Source organism: Streptomyces sp. D2-8 (assembly GCF_023184515.1).
GTDB lineage: Bacteria > Actinomycetota > Actinomycetes > Streptomycetales > Streptomycetaceae > Streptomyces.
Genome location: NZ_JAAHBP010000019.1, coordinates 176,693 through 193,869, shown reverse-complemented (window position 1 = coordinate 193,869; position 17,177 = coordinate 176,693). Strand labels below are relative to the sequence as shown.

15 protein-coding genes and 1 pseudogene are annotated in these 17,177 nt (G+C 73.9%); 7 read left to right on the top strand and 9 right to left on the bottom strand.

All coding sequences use genetic code 11. The annotated features are described in order from the left end of the window. Nucleotides 1–23 precede the first annotated feature (23 nt). From G3I77_RS29230 to G3I77_RS29220, 3 genes are all read right to left on the bottom strand, one after another. A complete protein-coding gene (locus G3I77_RS29230) occupies nt 24–905 on the bottom strand; it encodes a hypothetical protein (RefSeq protein ID WP_248508298.1) in 882 nt (293 codons plus the stop codon). Between the two features lie 31 nt (nt 906–936). After that, nucleotides 937–2,463, bottom strand: coding sequence for a hypothetical protein (locus tag G3I77_RS29225; protein ID WP_248508297.1), 1,527 nt, complete (start codon nt 2,461–2,463; stop codon nt 937–939). A gap of 69 nt (nt 2,464–2,532) precedes the next feature. Continuing rightward, entirely contained in the window at nt 2,533–3,228 is a 696-nt protein-coding gene (locus tag G3I77_RS29220; RefSeq protein WP_248508296.1) for a GntR family transcriptional regulator, read from the bottom strand. A gap of 172 nt (nt 3,229–3,400) precedes the next feature. Here G3I77_RS29220 and G3I77_RS29215 point away from each other — a divergent pair, with 172 nt between their 5' ends. The 5 genes from G3I77_RS29215 to G3I77_RS29195 are packed head-to-tail and all read left to right on the top strand — an operon-like array spanning nt 3,401 to nt 7,780. Continuing rightward, a complete protein-coding gene (locus tag G3I77_RS29215; protein ID WP_248508295.1) occupies nt 3,401–4,702 on the top strand; it encodes an MFS transporter in 1,302 nt (433 codons plus the stop codon). Continuing rightward, nucleotides 4,699–5,526 (top strand): putative hydro-lyase, encoded by an 828-nt coding sequence (locus G3I77_RS29210; RefSeq protein ID WP_248508294.1) that lies wholly within the window; start codon nt 4,699–4,701, stop codon nt 5,524–5,526. The genes G3I77_RS29215 and G3I77_RS29210 overlap by 4 nt, the downstream gene beginning before the upstream one ends. Nucleotides 5,527–5,541: 15 nt before the next feature. Further along, entirely contained in the window at nt 5,542–6,300 is a 759-nt protein-coding gene (locus G3I77_RS29205) for a LamB/YcsF family protein (protein ID WP_248508293.1), read from the top strand. Then, complete coding sequence (locus G3I77_RS29200) at nt 6,297–6,914, top strand: allophanate hydrolase subunit 1 (RefSeq protein ID WP_248508292.1); 618 nt, start codon at nt 6,297–6,299, stop codon at nt 6,912–6,914. The genes G3I77_RS29205 and G3I77_RS29200 overlap by 4 nt, the downstream gene beginning before the upstream one ends. Continuing rightward, a complete protein-coding gene (locus G3I77_RS29195; RefSeq protein WP_248508291.1) occupies nt 6,911–7,780 on the top strand; it encodes a biotin-dependent carboxyltransferase family protein in 870 nt (289 codons plus the stop codon). The genes G3I77_RS29200 and G3I77_RS29195 overlap by 4 nt, the downstream gene beginning before the upstream one ends. Before the next feature lie 21 nt (nt 7,781–7,801). Here G3I77_RS29195 and G3I77_RS29190 read toward each other — a convergent pair. The 5 genes and pseudogenes from G3I77_RS29190 to G3I77_RS29170 all read right to left on the bottom strand — a co-directional run bounded on the left by G3I77_RS29190 (nt 7,802) and on the right by G3I77_RS29170 (nt 13,277). Beyond that, nucleotides 7,802–8,670 (bottom strand): annotated as a pseudogene (locus G3I77_RS29190) (SGNH/GDSL hydrolase family protein). Then, entirely contained in the window at nt 8,667–9,854 is a 1,188-nt protein-coding gene (locus G3I77_RS29185) for a glycosyltransferase (RefSeq protein ID WP_248508290.1), read from the bottom strand. The pseudogene G3I77_RS29190 and the gene G3I77_RS29185 overlap by 4 nt, the downstream one beginning before the upstream one ends. Further along, complete coding sequence (locus G3I77_RS29180; RefSeq protein WP_248508289.1) at nt 9,851–10,978, bottom strand: glycosyltransferase family 1 protein; 1,128 nt, start codon at nt 10,976–10,978, stop codon at nt 9,851–9,853. The genes G3I77_RS29185 and G3I77_RS29180 overlap by 4 nt, the downstream gene beginning before the upstream one ends. A 187-nt stretch (nt 10,979–11,165) precedes the next feature. Further along, nucleotides 11,166–12,584: a HEAT repeat domain-containing protein gene (locus G3I77_RS29175; RefSeq protein WP_248508288.1), complete on the bottom strand. Its 1,419-nt coding sequence runs from the start codon at nt 12,582–12,584 to the stop codon at nt 11,166–11,168. Between the two features lie 300 nt (nt 12,585–12,884). Next, on the bottom strand, nt 12,885–13,277 hold the full coding sequence (locus G3I77_RS29170; RefSeq protein WP_248508287.1) for an ankyrin repeat domain-containing protein: 393 nt from the start codon (nt 13,275–13,277) through the stop codon (nt 12,885–12,887). Between the two features lie 299 nt (nt 13,278–13,576). Here G3I77_RS29170 and G3I77_RS29165 point away from each other — a divergent pair, with 299 nt between their 5' ends. Together G3I77_RS29165 and G3I77_RS29160 are read left to right on the top strand one after the other, a co-directional pair. After that, nucleotides 13,577–13,771 (top strand): hypothetical protein, encoded by a 195-nt coding sequence (locus G3I77_RS29165; protein WP_248508286.1) that lies wholly within the window; start codon nt 13,577–13,579, stop codon nt 13,769–13,771. 52 nt (nt 13,772–13,823) lie between these two features. Beyond that, nucleotides 13,824–15,530: a type IV secretory system conjugative DNA transfer family protein gene (locus G3I77_RS29160; protein ID WP_248508285.1), complete on the top strand. Its 1,707-nt coding sequence runs from the start codon at nt 13,824–13,826 to the stop codon at nt 15,528–15,530. Between the two features lie 57 nt (nt 15,531–15,587). Here the strand turns inward: G3I77_RS29160 and G3I77_RS29155 are convergent, their stop codons facing one another. After that, a complete protein-coding gene (locus G3I77_RS29155) occupies nt 15,588–17,087 on the bottom strand; it encodes a PLP-dependent aminotransferase family protein (protein WP_248508284.1) in 1,500 nt (499 codons plus the stop codon). Nucleotides 17,088–17,177 lie beyond the last annotated feature (90 nt).

The window sequence follows — 17,177 nt, the reverse complement described above, 5'->3', positions numbered from 1 at the left end:
TAAATCTTCGTGAGATGGGGAGTTCAGGAGGAGTGGAACGGCAGCCCGGCGTCGGCGACCAGTTCCAGGTCGTCGCTCTCCTCGGCGGGCAGCAGCGTCGGTGTGCCGTCGGTGACCGGGACGACGCCCAGTTCCAGCAGCTCGGCCATGGCGGCGCCGCCGGCCATGTCGCGGACCTGGAGCTGGTAGCGGGCGGTCGTGCGGTACGTGCCGCCGTGGTCGTCGCCGGTGCGCTGCAGGAATCCGGATTCGGTGAGGAACGCGACGGCCTTGGCGACGATGCCGGTGGTCGAACCGGCCAGGCGGCGCGCGTCCTTGGTGGCACCGGTCGCGCTGCGCCGCACCCAGATCCGCCAGGCGGCCTCCAGGCCGGGCGCGTCGGTCGCCGGGTCGGTGTTCTCGCCCTGTTCCTCGGCGCGCTCCTCCAGGCGGCGGCAGGCCTGACGCACGAAGGCGTCGACGCCGTTGACCGAGACCCGGCCGATGTAGCCGTCGTCGGCGAGGTCCTCGGGGCGCGGGAACGCCATGGCGGCGACAGCGAGATGGGCGAGCCCGTGCAGGAACCGGTCGCCGCCGTCGGCGGACGTACGACGCGCGTAGTCGCCCATGCGGACGGCGAACACCGAGTCCTCGGCGGCGGTCACGGCCATGCCCGCGCGCGGGGACACCTCCAGCACGATCAGCCCCAGACCGGTCGCCACGGCGTCCGCGAGCCGTGCGAACGGCGGGTCCTCGCGGTACCGCCGCAGCAGGTCCGCGTACTCCTGGTCGCGGGCGGGCTGCAACTTCGGCTGCAGGCCGAACGACACGAGCCGAGCCGCGTCGGCGGCGTCAGCGGGAGTGACGGCGGCGCCGGCCGCAGGGGCCGGTCCGTCCGGCTCGCTCCACTCGACATGCTCGCTCACGGTCGGGACTCCTTGTGCCACTCGTACTGACTCATGCTGCTTCCGTCCGGTCGGCCGCCATCCCGGCCGCGTCCAGCAGCGCGGTACCGACGATCAGATCCGCGCCGCCGAACTCCGGATCGTCGAGCTCGGTCCCGTCGTCCACGGCGAACAGCAGCTTCTGCTCGCCCTGGCGGTAGGCAGTGCCGACCGGCGGGCTGGCGGCGTGCACCGCCAGCAAGGCCACCAGGTACGGCAGCTCGGGGTCCTGCCGCCGTGCCTCCGCCAGCAGCCCCGACAACCGGCGCGGCGCGTCCGCCGGCAGGTCGAGCAGCTCCTGCGCCGCCGCGATCTGCTCCTCGCTGAACCGGCTGTCGTCCGGCGTGGCGATGAGGTCGGGCTCCGGCATCTCCGCACCCAGGTGCTCCCGCTCCACCGGCGGCGTCAGCAGTATGTCGACCAGGTCCCCGACCCGGACGGACACCGGTGTGCGCAGCCCGGTGCCGCGGCCGAAGAAGGCGTCGGTGACGCGGACGGCCCGCTCCAGCGGCAGCGGTAGCACGGGCGAGACGAGATGCCCGTACAGGTCGATGCCCGATGTGGTCATCGGTGTGGCGAAGGCCTGCCGGTCCTGCTCGGCGCGGAACAGCGGTCCGGCCTCCAGCAGCCGGGACTGCAACTGCGTGTGCCGGCGGATGCAGTCCTTGACGATGTCGACGAGCTCGGCGGCGCGGCGCTTGTGCTCGGGCTCCTCGGTCTCGTCACGCGCCTTGCGGATGTTGGTGAGGATCGCGTTCTCGTGCCGGTAGCGGTCGGCGACGTGCTCCAGCGCCTCGGCGATCATGTCGGGGACGGTGCTGAGCCAGTCCACCGCGCGCACGTTGCGCCGGGTCGCGTCCAGGGCGCGGCGCAGGGTCTCCGAGTACTGCACGGTGCGGTAGCGGGCCTGCTCGGCCGCGAGCTGGGCGTCGGCGAGCCGGCCGCGGCTGATCAGCACCTCCAGCTTGACCTCGGCGGCGATCTGCGCACTGGTGACGTCCGTGTCGAGGGCGCCGACGAGGACGTTGACCGCCTCGTCCGTCGTGCGGAGGTAGACCGTGCCGCCGGGGCCGGGGACCTCCTCGATCAGCTTGAAGTCGTAGTCGCGGCGCACATATGTGCCGTCCGCCCCGAATGTCCCGTACACGGCACGGAAGCCGCGGTCGACGCTGCCGACGTTGATCAGATTCTCCAGGACCCAGCGGGCCACCCGCTCGTGCTCGGCGGCGGGCCGCTGCGCGGCCTGGGCGGCGATGCGCGGGATGAGCCGGGCGACGATCTGGTCGTGGTCCGCGCCGGTGTCGAAGTCCATGTTCAGGGTGACCAGGTCGATGGCCGCGAGGGCGACCTCCGCCATGCCGTACACCGAGTACTCGCCGGCCAGGTTGACCTTGCGCGCGTCCAGGTCGTGCAGCGGCGCGGTGCAGGCGAGCGCGCGCAGGCGCCGCGCCAGGCCCTCGTCGGCGGCCGGCCCCGGTGCGGGGCGCGGCCCCACGCTGAGCTGGGGCGGAACGCTGTCCGTCGATGCAGGCGAAGTCACGGTGCACAGACTAGGTCCTGGGTCTGACAACGACCCAAACGACGCGGTACGCCCCCTGAGCCGGCGCCCTCAGCCGTCCTCGCCGACCCGCCGCCGGTACACCTCGACCACCCGCTCCAGCGAGTCGTCGAGGTATCCGGCGAGCAGACCCTCGGCCGTCCCGCGATCCCCCGCCTGAAGAGCCTCCAGAATCGAGACATTTCGTGCGATGTACGGTTCGTGCAGCCGCTGCGGCTCGTCCACCACGTGGAACGCCAGCCGCAGTTCGGCGAAGACGCTCCGCATCAGCTCCTCCGTGCGCTCGCTCGCGGCGAGTGCGACCAGTTCCCGGTGGAAGTGGATGTTGGCCGTACCCACACCCTTCCAGTCACCCTCCCGGGCCGCCGCCCGCCCTTCCGCGACCGCCCCGGCGAGCCCGTCCAGGCCGTACGGCGGCTCACCGAGACCGCGGACCACGGCGCACTCGACGAGCCGCCGGGTGCGGTAGATGTCCTCGACGTCCTCCACGGTCAGGACCCGGACGAAGACGCCCCGGTTCAGCTCGTGGACGAGCAGACGCTCGTGCGTGAGCAGCCGGAACGCCTCGCGCAGCGTGTTGCGGGAGACCCCGAGCGCGCCGCCGATGCTGTCCTCCGACAGGCGGGTGCCGGGCGGGAAGTAGCCCTCGGCGATCCGGCTCCTGAGGATGTCCGAGACCCGTTCCGCGGTGCTGGTGCGCCCCAGGAGGGCCCGGTCGTCGGCGAGGTCCTTCAGCTGCTCTGCCATGCCGGAATTCAATCGCAGATCACAAGAACGAACCAACATGGGTATTGAGGGATCGTTGAACAATCCCCTACGGTACTCCGCACGGCGTCGCTTCCCTCACCGCGGCGCCGACCGCTTCCGTACGGCACGGCTCACCCCGAAGCACCCTCCGTCCTCCCACTGCGAGGTGCCCATGAGCACGACCCCTCCACCCCAGGCCCTGACCGACGACACGCGCCCCATGACCGCCGAACACACCTCCGGCGACGGGGCGTTCGGCTGGCTGCGGGCCCTGGGACCGCGCGGCCGCCGCGCCTTCACCGGCGCCTTCGGCGGCTATGCCCTGGACTCGTACGACTACTTCACGCTGCCGCTCAGCATGGTCGCGCTGTCGGCCTACTTCGGCCTGAACAGCGGCCAGACCGGCCTCTTCACGACGGTCACCCTGGTGGTCTCCGCGATCGGCGGCGCACTCGCGGGCGTGCTCGCCGACCGCGTCGGCCGGGTGAAGGCGCTGATGGTCACGGTGATCACCTACGCGGTGTTCACCGTCGCCTGCGGTTTCGCGCCCAACTACGAGACGCTGCTGGTCTTCCGCGCCCTCCAGGGCCTCGGTTTCGGCGGCGAGTGGGCGGTCGGCGCGATCCTGGTCGCCGAGTACGCGAGCGCCAAGCACCGGGGCCGCACGCTCGGCGCGATCCAGAGCTCCTGGGCCGTGGGCTGGGGCATGGCCGTGATCGCCTACACCGTCATCTTCTCGGTGGCCGGGGACGACCTGGCCTGGCGCATCATGTTCTGGACCGGGGCGCTGCCCGCGCTGCTCGTCATCTGGCTGCGGCGCAGTGTGCAGGACGCGCCCGAGGCGGCGGCCGCTCGTGAACAGAGCGCGGAGAAGGGCTCGTTCACGGCGATCTTCAAGCCCGGCCTGCTGCGGACGACGATCTTCGCGGTGCTGCTCTCGACCGGTGTCCAGGGCGGCTACTACACGCTGGCCACCTGGGTGCCGACGTATCTGAAGTCCGAGCGCGACCTGTCGGTCGTCGGCACCGGCGGCTATCTGACGTTCCTGATCTCGGGCGCCTTCATCGGCTACCTGACCGGCGGATACCTCACCGACAAGCTGGGCCGGAGGCGCAACATCTGGCTCTTCGCGCTGCTGTCGGCGATCTGCATCCTGGCGTACGCGAACATCCCGAGCGGCGCCAACACCCTGCTGCTGGTGCTCGGTTTCCCGCTCGGGTTCTGCATGTCGGCGATCTTCAGCGGCTTCGGGTCGTACCTGAGCGAGCTGTACCCGACGGCGGTGCGCGGGACCGGGCAGGGCTTCACGTACAACACCGGCCGCGCGGTGGGTGCCGTGTTCCCGACGACGGTCGGGTTCCTGGCCGACAGCTGGGGCGTGGGCGGCGCGCTCGTCTTCGGCGCGATCGGCTACGGCATCGCGGCGCTGGCGCTGCTCGGGCTGCCGGAGACGCGCGGGAAGGAGCTCGCGTGAACCGCACGAGCACCGAGGACCGCCCCCTGCTCCTTCTCGACGAGCACGCGCACGCGTGGAGCCCCGAAACGGCCCGGGCCCGCTTCCGGGAGGGCCTGACGGGCCCCACGGCCGGGGTCGCGGCGGGCCACACCCAGGTCAACCTGATCTCGGTGCCCGCCGACTGGGCCTACGACATGCTGCTGTTCTGCCAGCGCAACCCCAAGCCCTGCCCGGTCCTCGACGTCACGGACGCCGGTTCCTGGACGACCGTGCTGGCCGACGGCGCGGACCTGCGCACCGACCTGCCGCGCTACCGGGTGTGGCGGGACGGCGAGCTGGTGGACGAGCCGACGGACGTGCGCGCGTACTGGCGGGACGACCTGGTGTCGTTCCTGATCGGGTGCAGCTTCACCTTCGAGTGGGCGCTGGGCGAGGCGGGCGTGCCGATCCGCCACGTCGAGCAGGGCCGCAACGTCCCGATGTACGTGACGAGCCGCCAGTGCCGTCCGGCGGGGCGGCTGCACGGGCCGCTGGTGGTCTCGATGCGGCCGGTGCCGCCCCGGCACCTGGCGGCGGCGATCCGGGAGAGCAGCCTGCTGCCGGCGGTGCACGGCAGCCCCGTGCACTGCGGCGATCCCTCGGGCCTCGGCATCGGCGACCTCGGCCGCCCCGACTTCGGGGACCCGGTGGACGCCGAACCGGACGACATCCCGGTCTTCTGGGCCTGCGGGGTGACCCCGCAGGCGGCCGTGATGGCCTCGCGTCCGCCGTTCGCCCTCACACACGCCCCGGGGCAGATGTTCCTCACCGACGCCCGCGACGAGCAGTACCGCGTGGCCTGACAGGAGACACCGCACATGACCTCGATCGACCTGAACGCCGACCTCGGCGAGGGCTTCGGCCGCTGGCGGCTCACCGACGACGAACGGCTGCTGTCCGTCGTCACCAGCGCCAATGTGGCGTGCGGCTTCCACGCCGGGGACGCGGTCACCATGCGCCGGGTGTGCGAGCTGGCGGCCGAGCGCGGGGTCCGGATCGGCGCCCAGGTGTCCTACCGGGACCTGGCCGGGTTCGGGCGGCGCGCGATGGACGTGCCGCCCGCCGAGCTGGCGGCCGAAGTCGCCTACCAGATCGGCGCCCTCGAGGTCTTCGCGCGGGCGTCCGGCGCCCGCGTGGCCTACGTCAAGCCGCACGGCGCGCTCTACAACCGGGTCGTGCACGACGAGGAGCAGGCCGCCGCGGTCGTCGACGGCGTGCTCCTCGCGGACGCCACGCTGCCGGTGCTCGGGCTGCCCGGCTCGCGCCTGCTGGAGCTGGCCGGGAAGGCCGGGCTGCCGGTCGTCGCCGAGGCATTCGCGGACCGGGCGTACACCGATGCGGGCACGCTGGTGCCGCGCACCCTGGAGGGCGCCGTGGTCACCGACCCGGACGCCGTCGTGGAACGCTCCCTGGGGTTGGCCCGTTCCGGCGAGGTCGTCTCCGGCTCGGGGAAGCGCATCGAGGTGCGCGCGCGTTCCCTGTGCCTGCACGGCGACACCCCGGGCGCGGTGGAGCTGGCGCGCCGGGTGCGCGAGCGCCTGGAGGTCTCGGGCGTCCGGGTGGAGGCCTTCGCATGAAGGTGCTACCCGTCGGCGAGGACGCCCTGCTCGTCGAGGTCTCCTCGGGCGACGAGGCCCAGGCCCTGCATGCCGAGCTGCTGCGGCGCCGCACGGAGGGCTCGCTCTCGGCCCGCGAGATCGTGCCCGCGGCCCGCACCGTCCTCCTCGACGGCCTCGACTCCCCCGCCCGGCTGGCCGCCGAACTGACCGCCGCCGACCTGCCGTCCGCTCCCCCACGCGCGCGCGAGGTCGTGGAGATCCCGGTGCGCTACGACGGCCCGGACCTGGCCGACGTCGCCGCCCGGTGGGGTGTGCCGGAGGAGGAGGTGGCCCGCATCCACGCCGGCACCGAGTTCCGGGTCGCCTTCTGCGGCTTCGCACCCGGCTTCGGCTACCTCACCGGGCTGCCGCCGCGCTACGACGTCCCGCGCCGGGCCACTCCGCGCACGGCCGTCCCGGCAGGGTCGGTCGCCCTGGCGGGCCCGTACACCGGCGTGTACCCGCGCTCGTCGCCGGGCGGCTGGCAGCTGATCGGCACGACGGACGCCGTGCTGTGGGACCACGCGCGCGTGCCGGCCGCGCTGCTGTCGCCGGGCACACGGGTGCGGTTCGTCCCCGAGGCGGAGTCATGACGGACCGTGCGCTCGCCGTCGTCCGGGCCGGGGCCCTCACCACCGTGCAGGACTCCGGCCGCCCCGGCCACGCCCATCTCGGCGTCCCCCGCGCCGGGGCGCTGGACGGGCCCGCCGCGGACCTCGTCAACCGGCTCGTCGGGAATCCGCCCGGGACGGCCGTGCTGGAGACCACCCTCAACGGCTGTGCCGTACGCCCCCGTTCGACCGTCACCGTGGCGGTGGCGGGTGCGCCCTGCCGGGTCACGGTGGACGGACGGCCCGTCGCCTGGGGCGCGCCGGTGCGCGTGCCCGCGGGGGCGCTGCTGGACGTCGGACCCGCGGTGTCGGGCCTACGCGCCTACGTGGGGTTCGCCGGGGGCATCGCGGTCGAGCCGGTGCTCGGCAGCCGGTCGACGGACCTGCTGTCGGGGCTCGGCCCGCCCCCGCTCGCGGACGGGACGGTACTGCCCCTGGGCCGGCCGGCCGGCGTGCACCCGGGCGTGGACGTCGCCCCGCAGCCGGCGCCACCGGCCGAGCTGGTGCTGCGGGTGACCCTCGGCCCGCGCGACGGCTGGTTCACGCCGGAGGCCGTGCGCACCTTCGCCTCCCGCGCCTACCGGGTGTCCTCCGCGAGCAACCGCATCGGACTGCGCACACAGGGACCGGCCCTGGAGCGGGCCCGGCCGGGCGAACTCCCCAGCGAGGGCATGGCGCTGGGCGCCGTACAGGTCCCGCCGGACGGCAGGCCGGTGGTGTTCCTGGCCGACCATCCGACCACCGGGGGCTACCCGGTGATTGCCGTGGTCCGCGCCGCCGACCTCCCGGCCGCCGCCCAGGCGGTCCCCGGCACGCCGGTCCGCTTCGTGGCCGTACGCCGCCGTTAGGGCATATCCGCGACAGGCCCGTCAGGCGGCGTCCGCCTGCTCCGCCACCGACAGGGCGGCGAGGGCGGCGGACACCGCGGCCGAGGCCCTCAGGTCGAGCCGGGCGCTCGTGCCCCGGGCGCGGTGCCGGAGCTCGTCGGCGGCCAGGGTCAGAAGCTGGGGCAGCAGGTCGGTGCACCGGCGCGCCACCCACCCGGTCCCGGCCGTGACCAGCCACCGCAGGCTCGCCGACCTCGTCGGGGCGGGGAACCCGGGCTCGGGCGAGGGCGCGGGCCCCGTCGCGAGGCCGTGCTCCGCGAGCAGCGCGTGGAAGCGCAGGGCGAGCTGCCGGTGCCCGCGTTCTCCGGGGTGCAGCCGGTCCGCGCTCCACAGGGCACGGTCGGTGACCCAGTCGCCCTCGCAGGCGTGCAGGTGCAGCGCCTCGTACCGCTCGGACAAGGCGTGCACCACCGTGTTCACGGCCCGTTGCCGCCGGGCCAGCGGGCCGGCCAGGGCCCCCGGCAGGCCGAGCATCGTGCCCGGGTCGGGCAGGCACGCGGTGAGCAGGACCGCTCCCTGCTCGCTGCAGGCCGTGTACACCTGGTCGAGCCGGGCGGCCACGGCCCGGATGTCGAAGGTGCAGCGCAGGGTGTCGTTGACGCCGACGACGACGGACACGAGGTCGGGCCGCAGGTCCAGCGCGGCGGGCAGTTGCCGCTCCAGCACGTCCCGGGTCTGCGAGCCGCTCACCGCGAGGTTGGTGAAGGCGGCCGGCTCCCCGGCGAGCCCGTCCGCGAGGAGCGCGGCCCAGCCGCGCCACACCCCGTCCCCGACGGGACCCCCACGCCCTCGGTGAGCGAGTCACCGAGGGCCACGAACCTCGGCAGCCCCTCGAACCGCGGGGGTCTCATGCCACGCCCCCGGGCACGAACGGCCGGACGGGGACGGCCGCGTCGTGAGCGGCGAGAAACGCGTCGACCGCCGCGTTCCACCCGAAGCACTCCGCACGCGCGCGTGCCGCCTCGCGCCGGTCCGCCTCCTGGCGTTCCAGCAGCAGGTCCACGGCGTCCGCGAAGGCCTCCCCGCGGTCCGCCGCGACGGCACCGGCGGAGCCGATCACCTCCGTCAGCGCGGACGACGCGCTCGCCACCACGGGCGTGCCGCAGGCCATGGCCTCCAGCGCGGCGAGCCCGAAGGTCTCGGCCGGGCCCGGTGCCAGGGCCACGTCGGCGGACGCCTGGAGCGCGCCGAGCAGCCCGCGGTCGGAGACGTGCCCGAGGAAGGTGACCGGCAGGCCGCCCTCGCGCGCCCGCTGTGCGAGCCGGGCGCGCAACGGCCCGTCCCCGGCCACCACCAGCACCGCCCGGCGCCCGCGCCGCCGCAGCGCCTCCAGGGTGTCCAGCGCGGTGCCGGGCCGCTTCTCCACGGACAGCCGCGAGCACATCACGAGCAGCGTCTCGTCCCCGCGCGCGTGCCCGGCCCGTACCTCCGGGTCGCGCAGGGCGGGGTGGCGCTGCACCAGATCGACGCCGAGCGGGGCCCGGACGACGTTGCGGGCCCCGATCCGCACGAACTCCCGCTCGGCGAACTCGGTGGTGCACACCACCCGCGAGTAGGTGTGGGCCGTACGGACGTTGAGGGCGTCGGCGGCACGCCGGGCGGTTCCCTCGGGCACACCCCAGGTGCGCAGCACCCCGTCGGCCGTCTCGTGGGAGACCATCACGGCCGGGACCCGGGCCCGCCGCGCCCACCTGCCGGTCCACCTCAGGGTCGTCCGGTCGGACACCTCCAGCCGGTCCGGCGCGAGCTCCTCCAGGAGCCGGGCCACCCGTCGCCTGTCGGCGAGGACGCGGTAGCCGCCGGTGCCGGGCAGCAGCGGCCCGGGGAGGGTGACCACCCGCCCCTGCTCGGTCTCGCGGTCGCTCATGCGCTCGCCGGGGACCACCAGGACGGGTTCGTGTCCCGCCGCCTTGAAGCCCTTGCCGAGCTCGCGCAGCGCGGTGCGCAGTCCGCCGGACGAGGGAGCGACGAAGTTGGCGAGCCGGACGATCCGCAGCGACTGGCGGCTGCCGCTGCCCGCACGCGAGTCGCTCATGCCGCCACCGCCGTCCGGCGCCCGGCGAGGACCTTCGCGTAGTGCCCGATCAGCTGGTCGCCGACGGCCGCCCAGGTGCGGCCCTCGACCGTGGCACGCCCGGCGGCGCCGAAGGCGGCCCGCAGCCCGGGATCGGCGGCCAGGGACCGCACGGCGTCCCGGACGGCGGTCGCGTCGCGCGGCGGCACGAGCAGCCCGGTGTGCCCGTGGGCGACCAGGTCCAGCGGTCCGCCCGCGGCGGGCGCCACCACCGGCAGGCCGCTGGCCATGGCCTCCTGGACCGTCTGGCAGAAGGTCTCGAAGGGGCCCGTGTGCACGAAGGCGTCCAGCGAGGCGAAGATCCGGGCAAGGTCGTCACCCGTGCGTCGGCCGAGGAAGACGGCGCCGGGCAGCGCCTGCTCCAGGCCGGGCCGGCTGGGGCCGTCGCCGACGATCACGACCCGGACGCCCTCCAGGCCGCAGGCACCGGCGAGGAGTTCGACCTGCTTCTCGGGGGCGAGCCGGCCGACGTAGCCGACGATCAGCTCGCCGTTCGGGGCGAGTTCGCGGCGCAGGGCCTCGTCGCGCCGGTCGGGCCGGAAGCGCTCGGTGTCCACGCCGCGCGGCCACAGCTCGACCCGGGGCACACCGTGGGTCTCCAGGTCGTGCAGGGCCACGCCGGACGGGGCGAGGGTGAGGTCGGCGGCGCCGTGGACGGAGCGGATGCGCCGCCAGGCGGCGGCCTCTCCGGCACCCATGTACGTACGGGCGTATCCCGCCAGGTCGGTCTGGTAGACGGCGACGGCGGGGATGCCGAGGCGGGCGGCGGCGGCCATGCCGCGCACGCCGAGGACGAAGGGGCTGGCGAGGTGGACCACATCGGCACGGTGCTCGATGAGGGTGGCGGCCAGGCGGCGGCTGGGAAGGGCGACGCGGACCTGGGGGTAGCCGGGGAGCGGGAGGGAGGGGACGTGGACGACGGGGCACGGCGCGAAGGCGTCGGGCTTGTTGCCGGGTGCGGGGGCGGGGGCGACGACGGCGGGGGCGTGACCGCGATCGACGAGGTGCCGGGCGGTCTGGAGCGCGCAGTGGGCCACGCCGTTCACGTCGGGGGGAAAGGATTCGGTCACGATGACGACACGCATAGGGGTGTTGTCGCCGTGCCGGACGTGGCCGCGTCAACGTGGATCTTTCCGGGCGAGGAACGTCCTATGAGCGTTCTGAGGTGCACCCGCGCAGGTCAGGCGGCGTCCATGCCCTCCTGACCCGCGAGTCATCCCGTGTTCATCCTGGAGGTGCGAATCCGCCCCGGCATCCCCTCGGGGAGGGGGGTCACACGGCGGTCTCCTCGGGCCCGATCCGGCTGCGTACGGCCGTCTGCACCTCGGCCTCCTCGGCCGGGTCGGCGGCGAGCCGGCGCAGTCGCTCGACGACGCGGGTGTCTCCGGTCTCGGCGTGCCGGGCGGCGATCTCCCGGGTGGTCTCCTCGCAGTCCCACAGGCACTCGACGGCGAAGCCGGTGGCGAAGGAGGGGTCGGTGGCGGCGAGGGCCCGGGCGGCCCGGCCGCGCAGATGGGAGGAGGCGGTCTCGCGGTAGACGTGGCGGAGTACGGGTGCGGCGCAGGCGATGCCGAGCCGTCCGGTGCCGTCCACGAGGGTCCACAGGGTCGGCGCGTCGGGGCCTTCGCCCCGTACGGCCTCCCGCAGCGCCGCGAGGACCAGGTCGCGGTCGTGCGCCCCGCCCCGGCAGGCGAGGACGCGTCCGGCGGCGGCACCGAGGGCGTCCGGCCGACGGGCCCAGCTGCGGGCCCGGTCCACGGCGGCGAGCGAGCGCATCCGTTCGAAGGCGTCGACGGCCGCGTCCACGACGAGCGTCGAGCCGGTGGCCACGGCGCCCTCGATCAGCTCGAGGGCCTCGGGATCGTTGCCGTCGGCGAGGTACCTGAGGGCCGTGCACCGGGCACCGTCGGTGCCGTCCTTGGCCGCCCGGACGATCTCGGCCCGGTCCTCGGGGCCCGCCACGGCGGTGAGGCAGCGGGCGGCCGGCACATGGAGGGCGGCACCCCGCTCGATGCCCTGCTGGGCCCACTCGAAGACGGCTTGCACGCTCCACCCCGGGCGGGGGCCGGAGGGCCGCATCTGCCGCTGCCAGCGGTCGAAGCAGCCCGTTTCGTGGGCGGCACGCACGCGGGTGGCGACGGATTCGCGCGGATCCTCGGCCCACAGGCGCCACGGCCGGGGCTCGAAGGCGTCCCGGACGGTGGCGGCCAGTTCGGCATCGCCCTCCGGATCGGCCGGGAAGCGGGCGAGGACGGGTGCGGCGAGGGCACGCAGACCCGCGTCGTCGTCCCTGAGGGCCAGCTCGTCGAGGGCCCAGGCCCAGTTGGAGCCCTGCGCGGCGTACCTGCGCAGCAGTTCGAGCGCGTCCCGCCTGCCGTAGGAGGCGAGGTGCCCGAGGACGGCGAGGGCGAGCCCGGTGCGTGACTCGTCGCTGTCGAGGACGTCCTCGGCGCAGAAGAGATGGGCCTCGATCTCGTCCAGCTCGCCGTTGAGGTCGAGGTAGAGGCGGGCGTAGTAGAGGGAGCGGTTCTCCACCTGCCAGTCGTGGCGGGGATCGCGCAGCACACAGTGGTTCAATGCCGCCAGCGCCTCGGGGCGCGGGGCGGTGAGCGCGTGCAACGTGCCGTCGCCGCGGCCCCGCTGGAGCAGGCCGAGCAGCGTACCGCTGGGCGCTATGACCGGATCGAACATGGGAAACAGCCTCACATCAAGCGTCGACGCAACCGGGGACGTGTACTACCTGGCCGCGTGACAACACGCCGGAGTGCCCGCCGTTTCCTGCTTGCTGTAGACCATCTTCCTCTGCCTCTCGTCGGTGGCCCTTGCGGACCGCGTCACGGTCCGCGCGGTGCGGCAACACCTGCCCAGCCATCACGTCCGTGAACCACGTCGTCATGATGACTCGGCACTCTCGTCTGCCGCGACCGAAATTTCGGCGGCCCTGTACCGCCTCCCCCGTTTTCTGTGTCGTTGCTGGTCAGACCTGTCGGCTCAGTGCTCGCCGAACAGTTCGAGCAATTCCGTCCGGCCGAACATCCTTGCGGTGTCGACCGCCGAGGGCGTGCCGGCGGACGGGTCGGCGCCGCCCTCCAGGAGCACCTTGATGACGTCCGCCTCCCCCTTGAAGACCGCTCCGGCGAGCGGGGTCTGGCCTCGGTCGTTGACCCGGTCGGCCTCGGCACCGCGGTCGAGCAGCGCGCGCACCGCCTCGGAGTGGCCGTGATAGGCGGCGAGCATCACGAGCGAGTCGCCGCGGTCGTTGGTGAGGTTGGCCGGAACGCCCGCGTCGACGTACGCCACGAGCGCCTCGGTCTGTCCCCGCCGGGCCAGATCGAAGATCTTGGTCGCCAGCTCCACGACCTCGGGGTCGGGGACTTCGGTCATCGGACGGACCGCCTCTCCACTGCGCATCGGCTCGGGGTGCGTACGCCTGCGAGGGGCGCAGCCGTACGAGTGAATCGCCAGGGTACTGGCTCGCGCGGCACATGACCCGATGTGCCCGAGGTAAAGATCAGCACAGACCCGGACAAGCGCAACAGCCCGGCTCCACCGGGCCCGGGACCACTCCACCACTCGGGAGAAATCGTCCGAATTTCACCCAGTTGCACCTTTTATCGTATGGATACATCCTGTGAGCCTGGAAGTACTCATGGTGACTGTCCCCGCGAACCAGGAGAACTCAAATGATCCTCTCCATCTCAGGCGTGGTCCTGCTCGGCATCGTCGTCTTCATCTTCTTCCGCAAGGACGGGCTGAAGGCGTCGCATGCCGTGATCGCCATGCTGTTCGGCTTCTATCTGGCGAGCACGGCCATCGCCCCGAGCATCAAGGCGGGCGGCGAGAGCCTGGCGAGCCTCCTCGGCGGAATCAAGTTCTGACATCCCCGTCCCCCGTACGCATCCCGCCCGTACGCACTCACTGGAGGCAGTAGTGGCCCGGCGCCCCCTCCCCCGCATTCTGAGCAACGGCAGCGCGCAGCTCGCCCGGAGCCGGGAGCTGGCCCGGACGGCCGCCGACAGCGCCACCGACGTCCTCCACCCGCTGATCACGATCACGCGGGGTCTGCGCCGGCTGGCAGCGGCCGGGCGGCGCAGATGGGCCGAGACCCCCAAGGAGCGACGGGGGGCGCTACTGTTCCTGGTGGCCTCCGTGATCCTGGTCGTGGCGCTGGTGCCGTACGGACCGCTGCTCGCCGCCGTCACCCTGATGGCGGCGGCGGCCTGGCAGGGCCGGGACCGCTCTCCGGCGGCATCCGACGGTCCCGACGAGTCGCAGACCGAGCGGCTGAAGTCGCTGTACGAGGCACTCGTGCCGTACTTCTCCGCCGCCGAGGACCCCGAGCCGCTGTACTCCCACGGCGGCGCGTGGGACAAGGCCTTTCCCACCTACGCGTTCGACGGCGGTGGCCGGATCTCGCAGCTGGTGGTGCGCTACCCGGCGTACTTCACCGACGGCGAGGCCGAGGCCCGCGCCCGGATCGAGCATCTCCTCGCGGCCAAGTCGGGCCGGGGCCGCGAATACCACTTCACGTGGGACGAGGAGGGCAACCAGTTGACGCTCGGCGTACTCCTGCCGCTGCCCGTCGACATCGCCGCCCAGCGTTTCGTCACCACCCCCGGCGAGACGGTGCTCGGCTTCACCGACCCCTCCCGGGTCCAGCGCACCCTCCCCCTCACCTGCGGGGAGCAGCAGCGGGACGTGCCGCCGGTCGTCTGGCGCACGGGCCTGCGCTCCACGGAGCCACACCTGCTGGCTCTCGGCCAGCCGGGCAGCGGCACCTCCACCCTGCTGCGGTCCATCGCCCTGCAGGCCCTGCTCCACGGCGACGTGGTGATCGTCGACGGCGGCGGCACCGGCGAGTACGCCTGCCTGACCGGCCGGGACGGCGTCCTGGCCGTGGAGGCCGGGCTCGCCGGGGTCACGGCCAGCCTGGAGTGGGCCGCGACCGAGACGGAGCGCCGCCTCATCGCCGCCAACCAGGCCCACCAGGCGGGCCACCCGCCACCCGACGACACCAAGCGCCCGCTGTGGATCCTCCTCGACCGCCCGACCGCCTTCACCCACCTGGCCGCGGCGGACGGCCGCAAGGACCCGCAGTCCCTCCTCCAGGTCCCCCTGCGGCACGGCCGCCCGGCGAACGTGACGGTGGTCGTGGCCGACCAGCTGGACAGCACGGACGCCCTCAGCGATCCGGTGCGCCGGCACACCCGCGCCCGCGTGGTCCTGGGCCCGGCGACGGCGGACCAGCTCGAGTCGGTCCTGGGCGCACCCCCGCACACCACTCCGATCGACGAGCTCCCACCGGGCCGCGGCTACGCCCGCCTGGGCTCGGGCCCGGTCCACCGCCTCCAGGTCCCGGCCACCCCGAACCCCTACGACGACGCGACGCCCGACGCCCTCTGCCAGGCGGTCCTGGACCTTCTCCCGCCGCGCACGACCCCGGCGGACGGGGAGACGATCCCGGAACAGGACCAGCCGGAAGGCGAGCCGGAGGCGCGACCGGTGGAGGAGGAACGGGAGCAGGAAGCGGAGCCGGTACCGGTGACGCCGGAAACGCCGGAACAGCCGGAAGCAGTGCCCGTCCTGACCAAGGAGCCCCTGCCGAACCCGGTGCCGGCCCTGACCAAGGAGACCTGACCGCGGGCTCTGTGGCTGCTGGTGTGCACAGCCCCAGCAGCCACACCCCAGCCGGGCCTAGGCCACAAACGTGCGCGGCGCCTCCGCACCCCCCACCGCACCGCTCTCCACGAGCCCCGCCGCCGCGGCCAACCGCACAGCCGCCTCCTCGGCCACCGCCCCGCCCACGGTGAACGGCAAGCGCACATACCCCTCGAACGCCCCGTCCACCCCGAACCGCGGCCCGGACGGCACCCGCACTCCCACGCGCTCCCCCGCCTCGGCCAGCCGCGACCCGGACAGACCCCCGGTGCGCACCCAGAGCGTCAGCCCGCCCTGCGGCACCTCGAACTCCCAGCCGGGCAGCTCCCGCCGCACCGCGGTCACCAGCTCGTCCCGGTTCGTCCGCGCCTGCTCCCGCCGCACCTCCACGGCCTGCTCCCAGCCCCCGGTGCCGAACAGCCAGTTGACGGCCAGCTGCTCCAGCACCGGCGTACCGAGGTCGGCATACGCCCGGGCGGCGACCAGACTGCGGATCACGTCCGGCGCGGCCCGCACCCACCCGATCCGCATCCCCGCCCAGAACGCCTTGCTCGCCGACCCCACCGTGATCACCGTGGACCCGGCCGGGTCGAACGCGCACACCTGCCGCGGCATGCGCACCTCCGGATCGAGCCACAGCTCGCTCATCGTCTCGTCGGCGATCAGTACCGTCCCCGCGGACCGCGCCGCGTCCACCAGCCGCCGCCGCTGGTCCTCGTCGGCGAGCGCCCCGGTCGGGTTGTGGAAGTCGGCGACGACGTACGCGATCCGCGGCGCGGCGTCCCGCAGGACCTGACGCCAGCGGTCCATGTCCCACCCGCTGAGCCCGTCGGCCATGGCGACGGGCACCAGCCGGGCCCCGGCCTCCCGCATCAGCTGAAGGATGTTGGCGTACGAGGGCGACTCGACGGCGATGCGCTCACCCCGCCCGGCGAACAGATGGCAGATGGCGTCGATCGCGCCCATCGCCCCGGTCGTCACCATGATCTGCTCGGGCATGGTCGGGATCCCGCGCGCGGTGTAGCGCTCGGCGATCATCGCCCGCAGCGCGGGCAGCCCGGCGGGATAGTCGCCGTGCGTGTGCGCGTAGGGCGGCAGTTCCTCCAGGGCGCCCTGGACGGCCCGGGTGAGCCAGGGCTCGGGAGCGGGGAGTGCGGCGCAGCCGAGGTCGATCATCGAGCCGAGGGCCTCCGGCGGCAGGGGCTCCAGCCCGCGCGCGGGCAGCGGGTTCCCGGCCGGGACGGCGGTCCAGCTGCCGGCACCGCGCCGGGACTCGAGGAACCCCTCGCTGCGCAGCGCCTCATATGCGGCGGCGACCGTCGTACGGCTGACGGACAGGGAGAGGGCGAGTTCGCGTTCGGCGGGCAGCCGGGCGGCCACCGGGACCCGCCCTTCGAGCACCAGCAGGCGAATGCCGTCGGCGAGCGCGCGGTAGGCCGGCGGCCGGCGCGTGCCGGGTCCCGCCGGGCGGTCCTGCTGGGAGCTGAGGAGCCGGGCGAGCTGCGCCGCACCCACGGCCGAGGTCCACTCCGCCATCGAAATCAGTCCACCTTCCCCGGATTGGCCATGGATGGCCTCTCCATCCAAGCCACAGGGTGTCATGCATCAGTCCACTACCACCACAGG

Bases quoted from the DNA above. Each gene is read 5' to 3' on its own strand.
- G3I77_RS29175 (WP_248508288.1), bottom strand. From the start codon at position 12,584: ATGTTCGATCCGGTCATAGCGCCCAGCGGTACGCTGCTCGGCCTGCTC.
- G3I77_RS29155 (WP_248508284.1), bottom strand. From the start codon at position 17,087: ATGGCGGAGTGGACCTCGGCCGTGGGTGCGGCGCAGCTCGCCCGGCTC.
- G3I77_RS29185 (WP_248508290.1), bottom strand. From the start codon at position 9,854: ATGAGCGACTCGCGTGCGGGCAGCGGCAGCCGCCAGTCGCTGCGGATC.
- G3I77_RS29195 (WP_248508291.1), top strand. From the start codon at position 6,911: ATGACGGACCGTGCGCTCGCCGTCGTCCGGGCCGGGGCCCTCACCACC.
- G3I77_RS29200 (WP_248508292.1), top strand. From the start codon at position 6,297: ATGAAGGTGCTACCCGTCGGCGAGGACGCCCTGCTCGTCGAGGTCTCC.
- G3I77_RS29180 (WP_248508289.1), bottom strand. From the start codon at position 10,978: ATGCGTGTCGTCATCGTGACCGAATCCTTTCCCCCCGACGTGAACGGC.
- G3I77_RS29165 (WP_248508286.1), top strand. From the start codon at position 13,577: ATGATCCTCTCCATCTCAGGCGTGGTCCTGCTCGGCATCGTCGTCTTC.
- G3I77_RS29220 (WP_248508296.1), bottom strand. From the start codon at position 3,228: ATGGCAGAGCAGCTGAAGGACCTCGCCGACGACCGGGCCCTCCTGGGG.
- G3I77_RS29215 (WP_248508295.1), top strand. From the start codon at position 3,401: ATGAGCACGACCCCTCCACCCCAGGCCCTGACCGACGACACGCGCCCC.
- G3I77_RS29170 (WP_248508287.1), bottom strand. From the start codon at position 13,277: ATGACCGAAGTCCCCGACCCCGAGGTCGTGGAGCTGGCGACCAAGATC.
- G3I77_RS29205 (WP_248508293.1), top strand. From the start codon at position 5,542: ATGACCTCGATCGACCTGAACGCCGACCTCGGCGAGGGCTTCGGCCGC.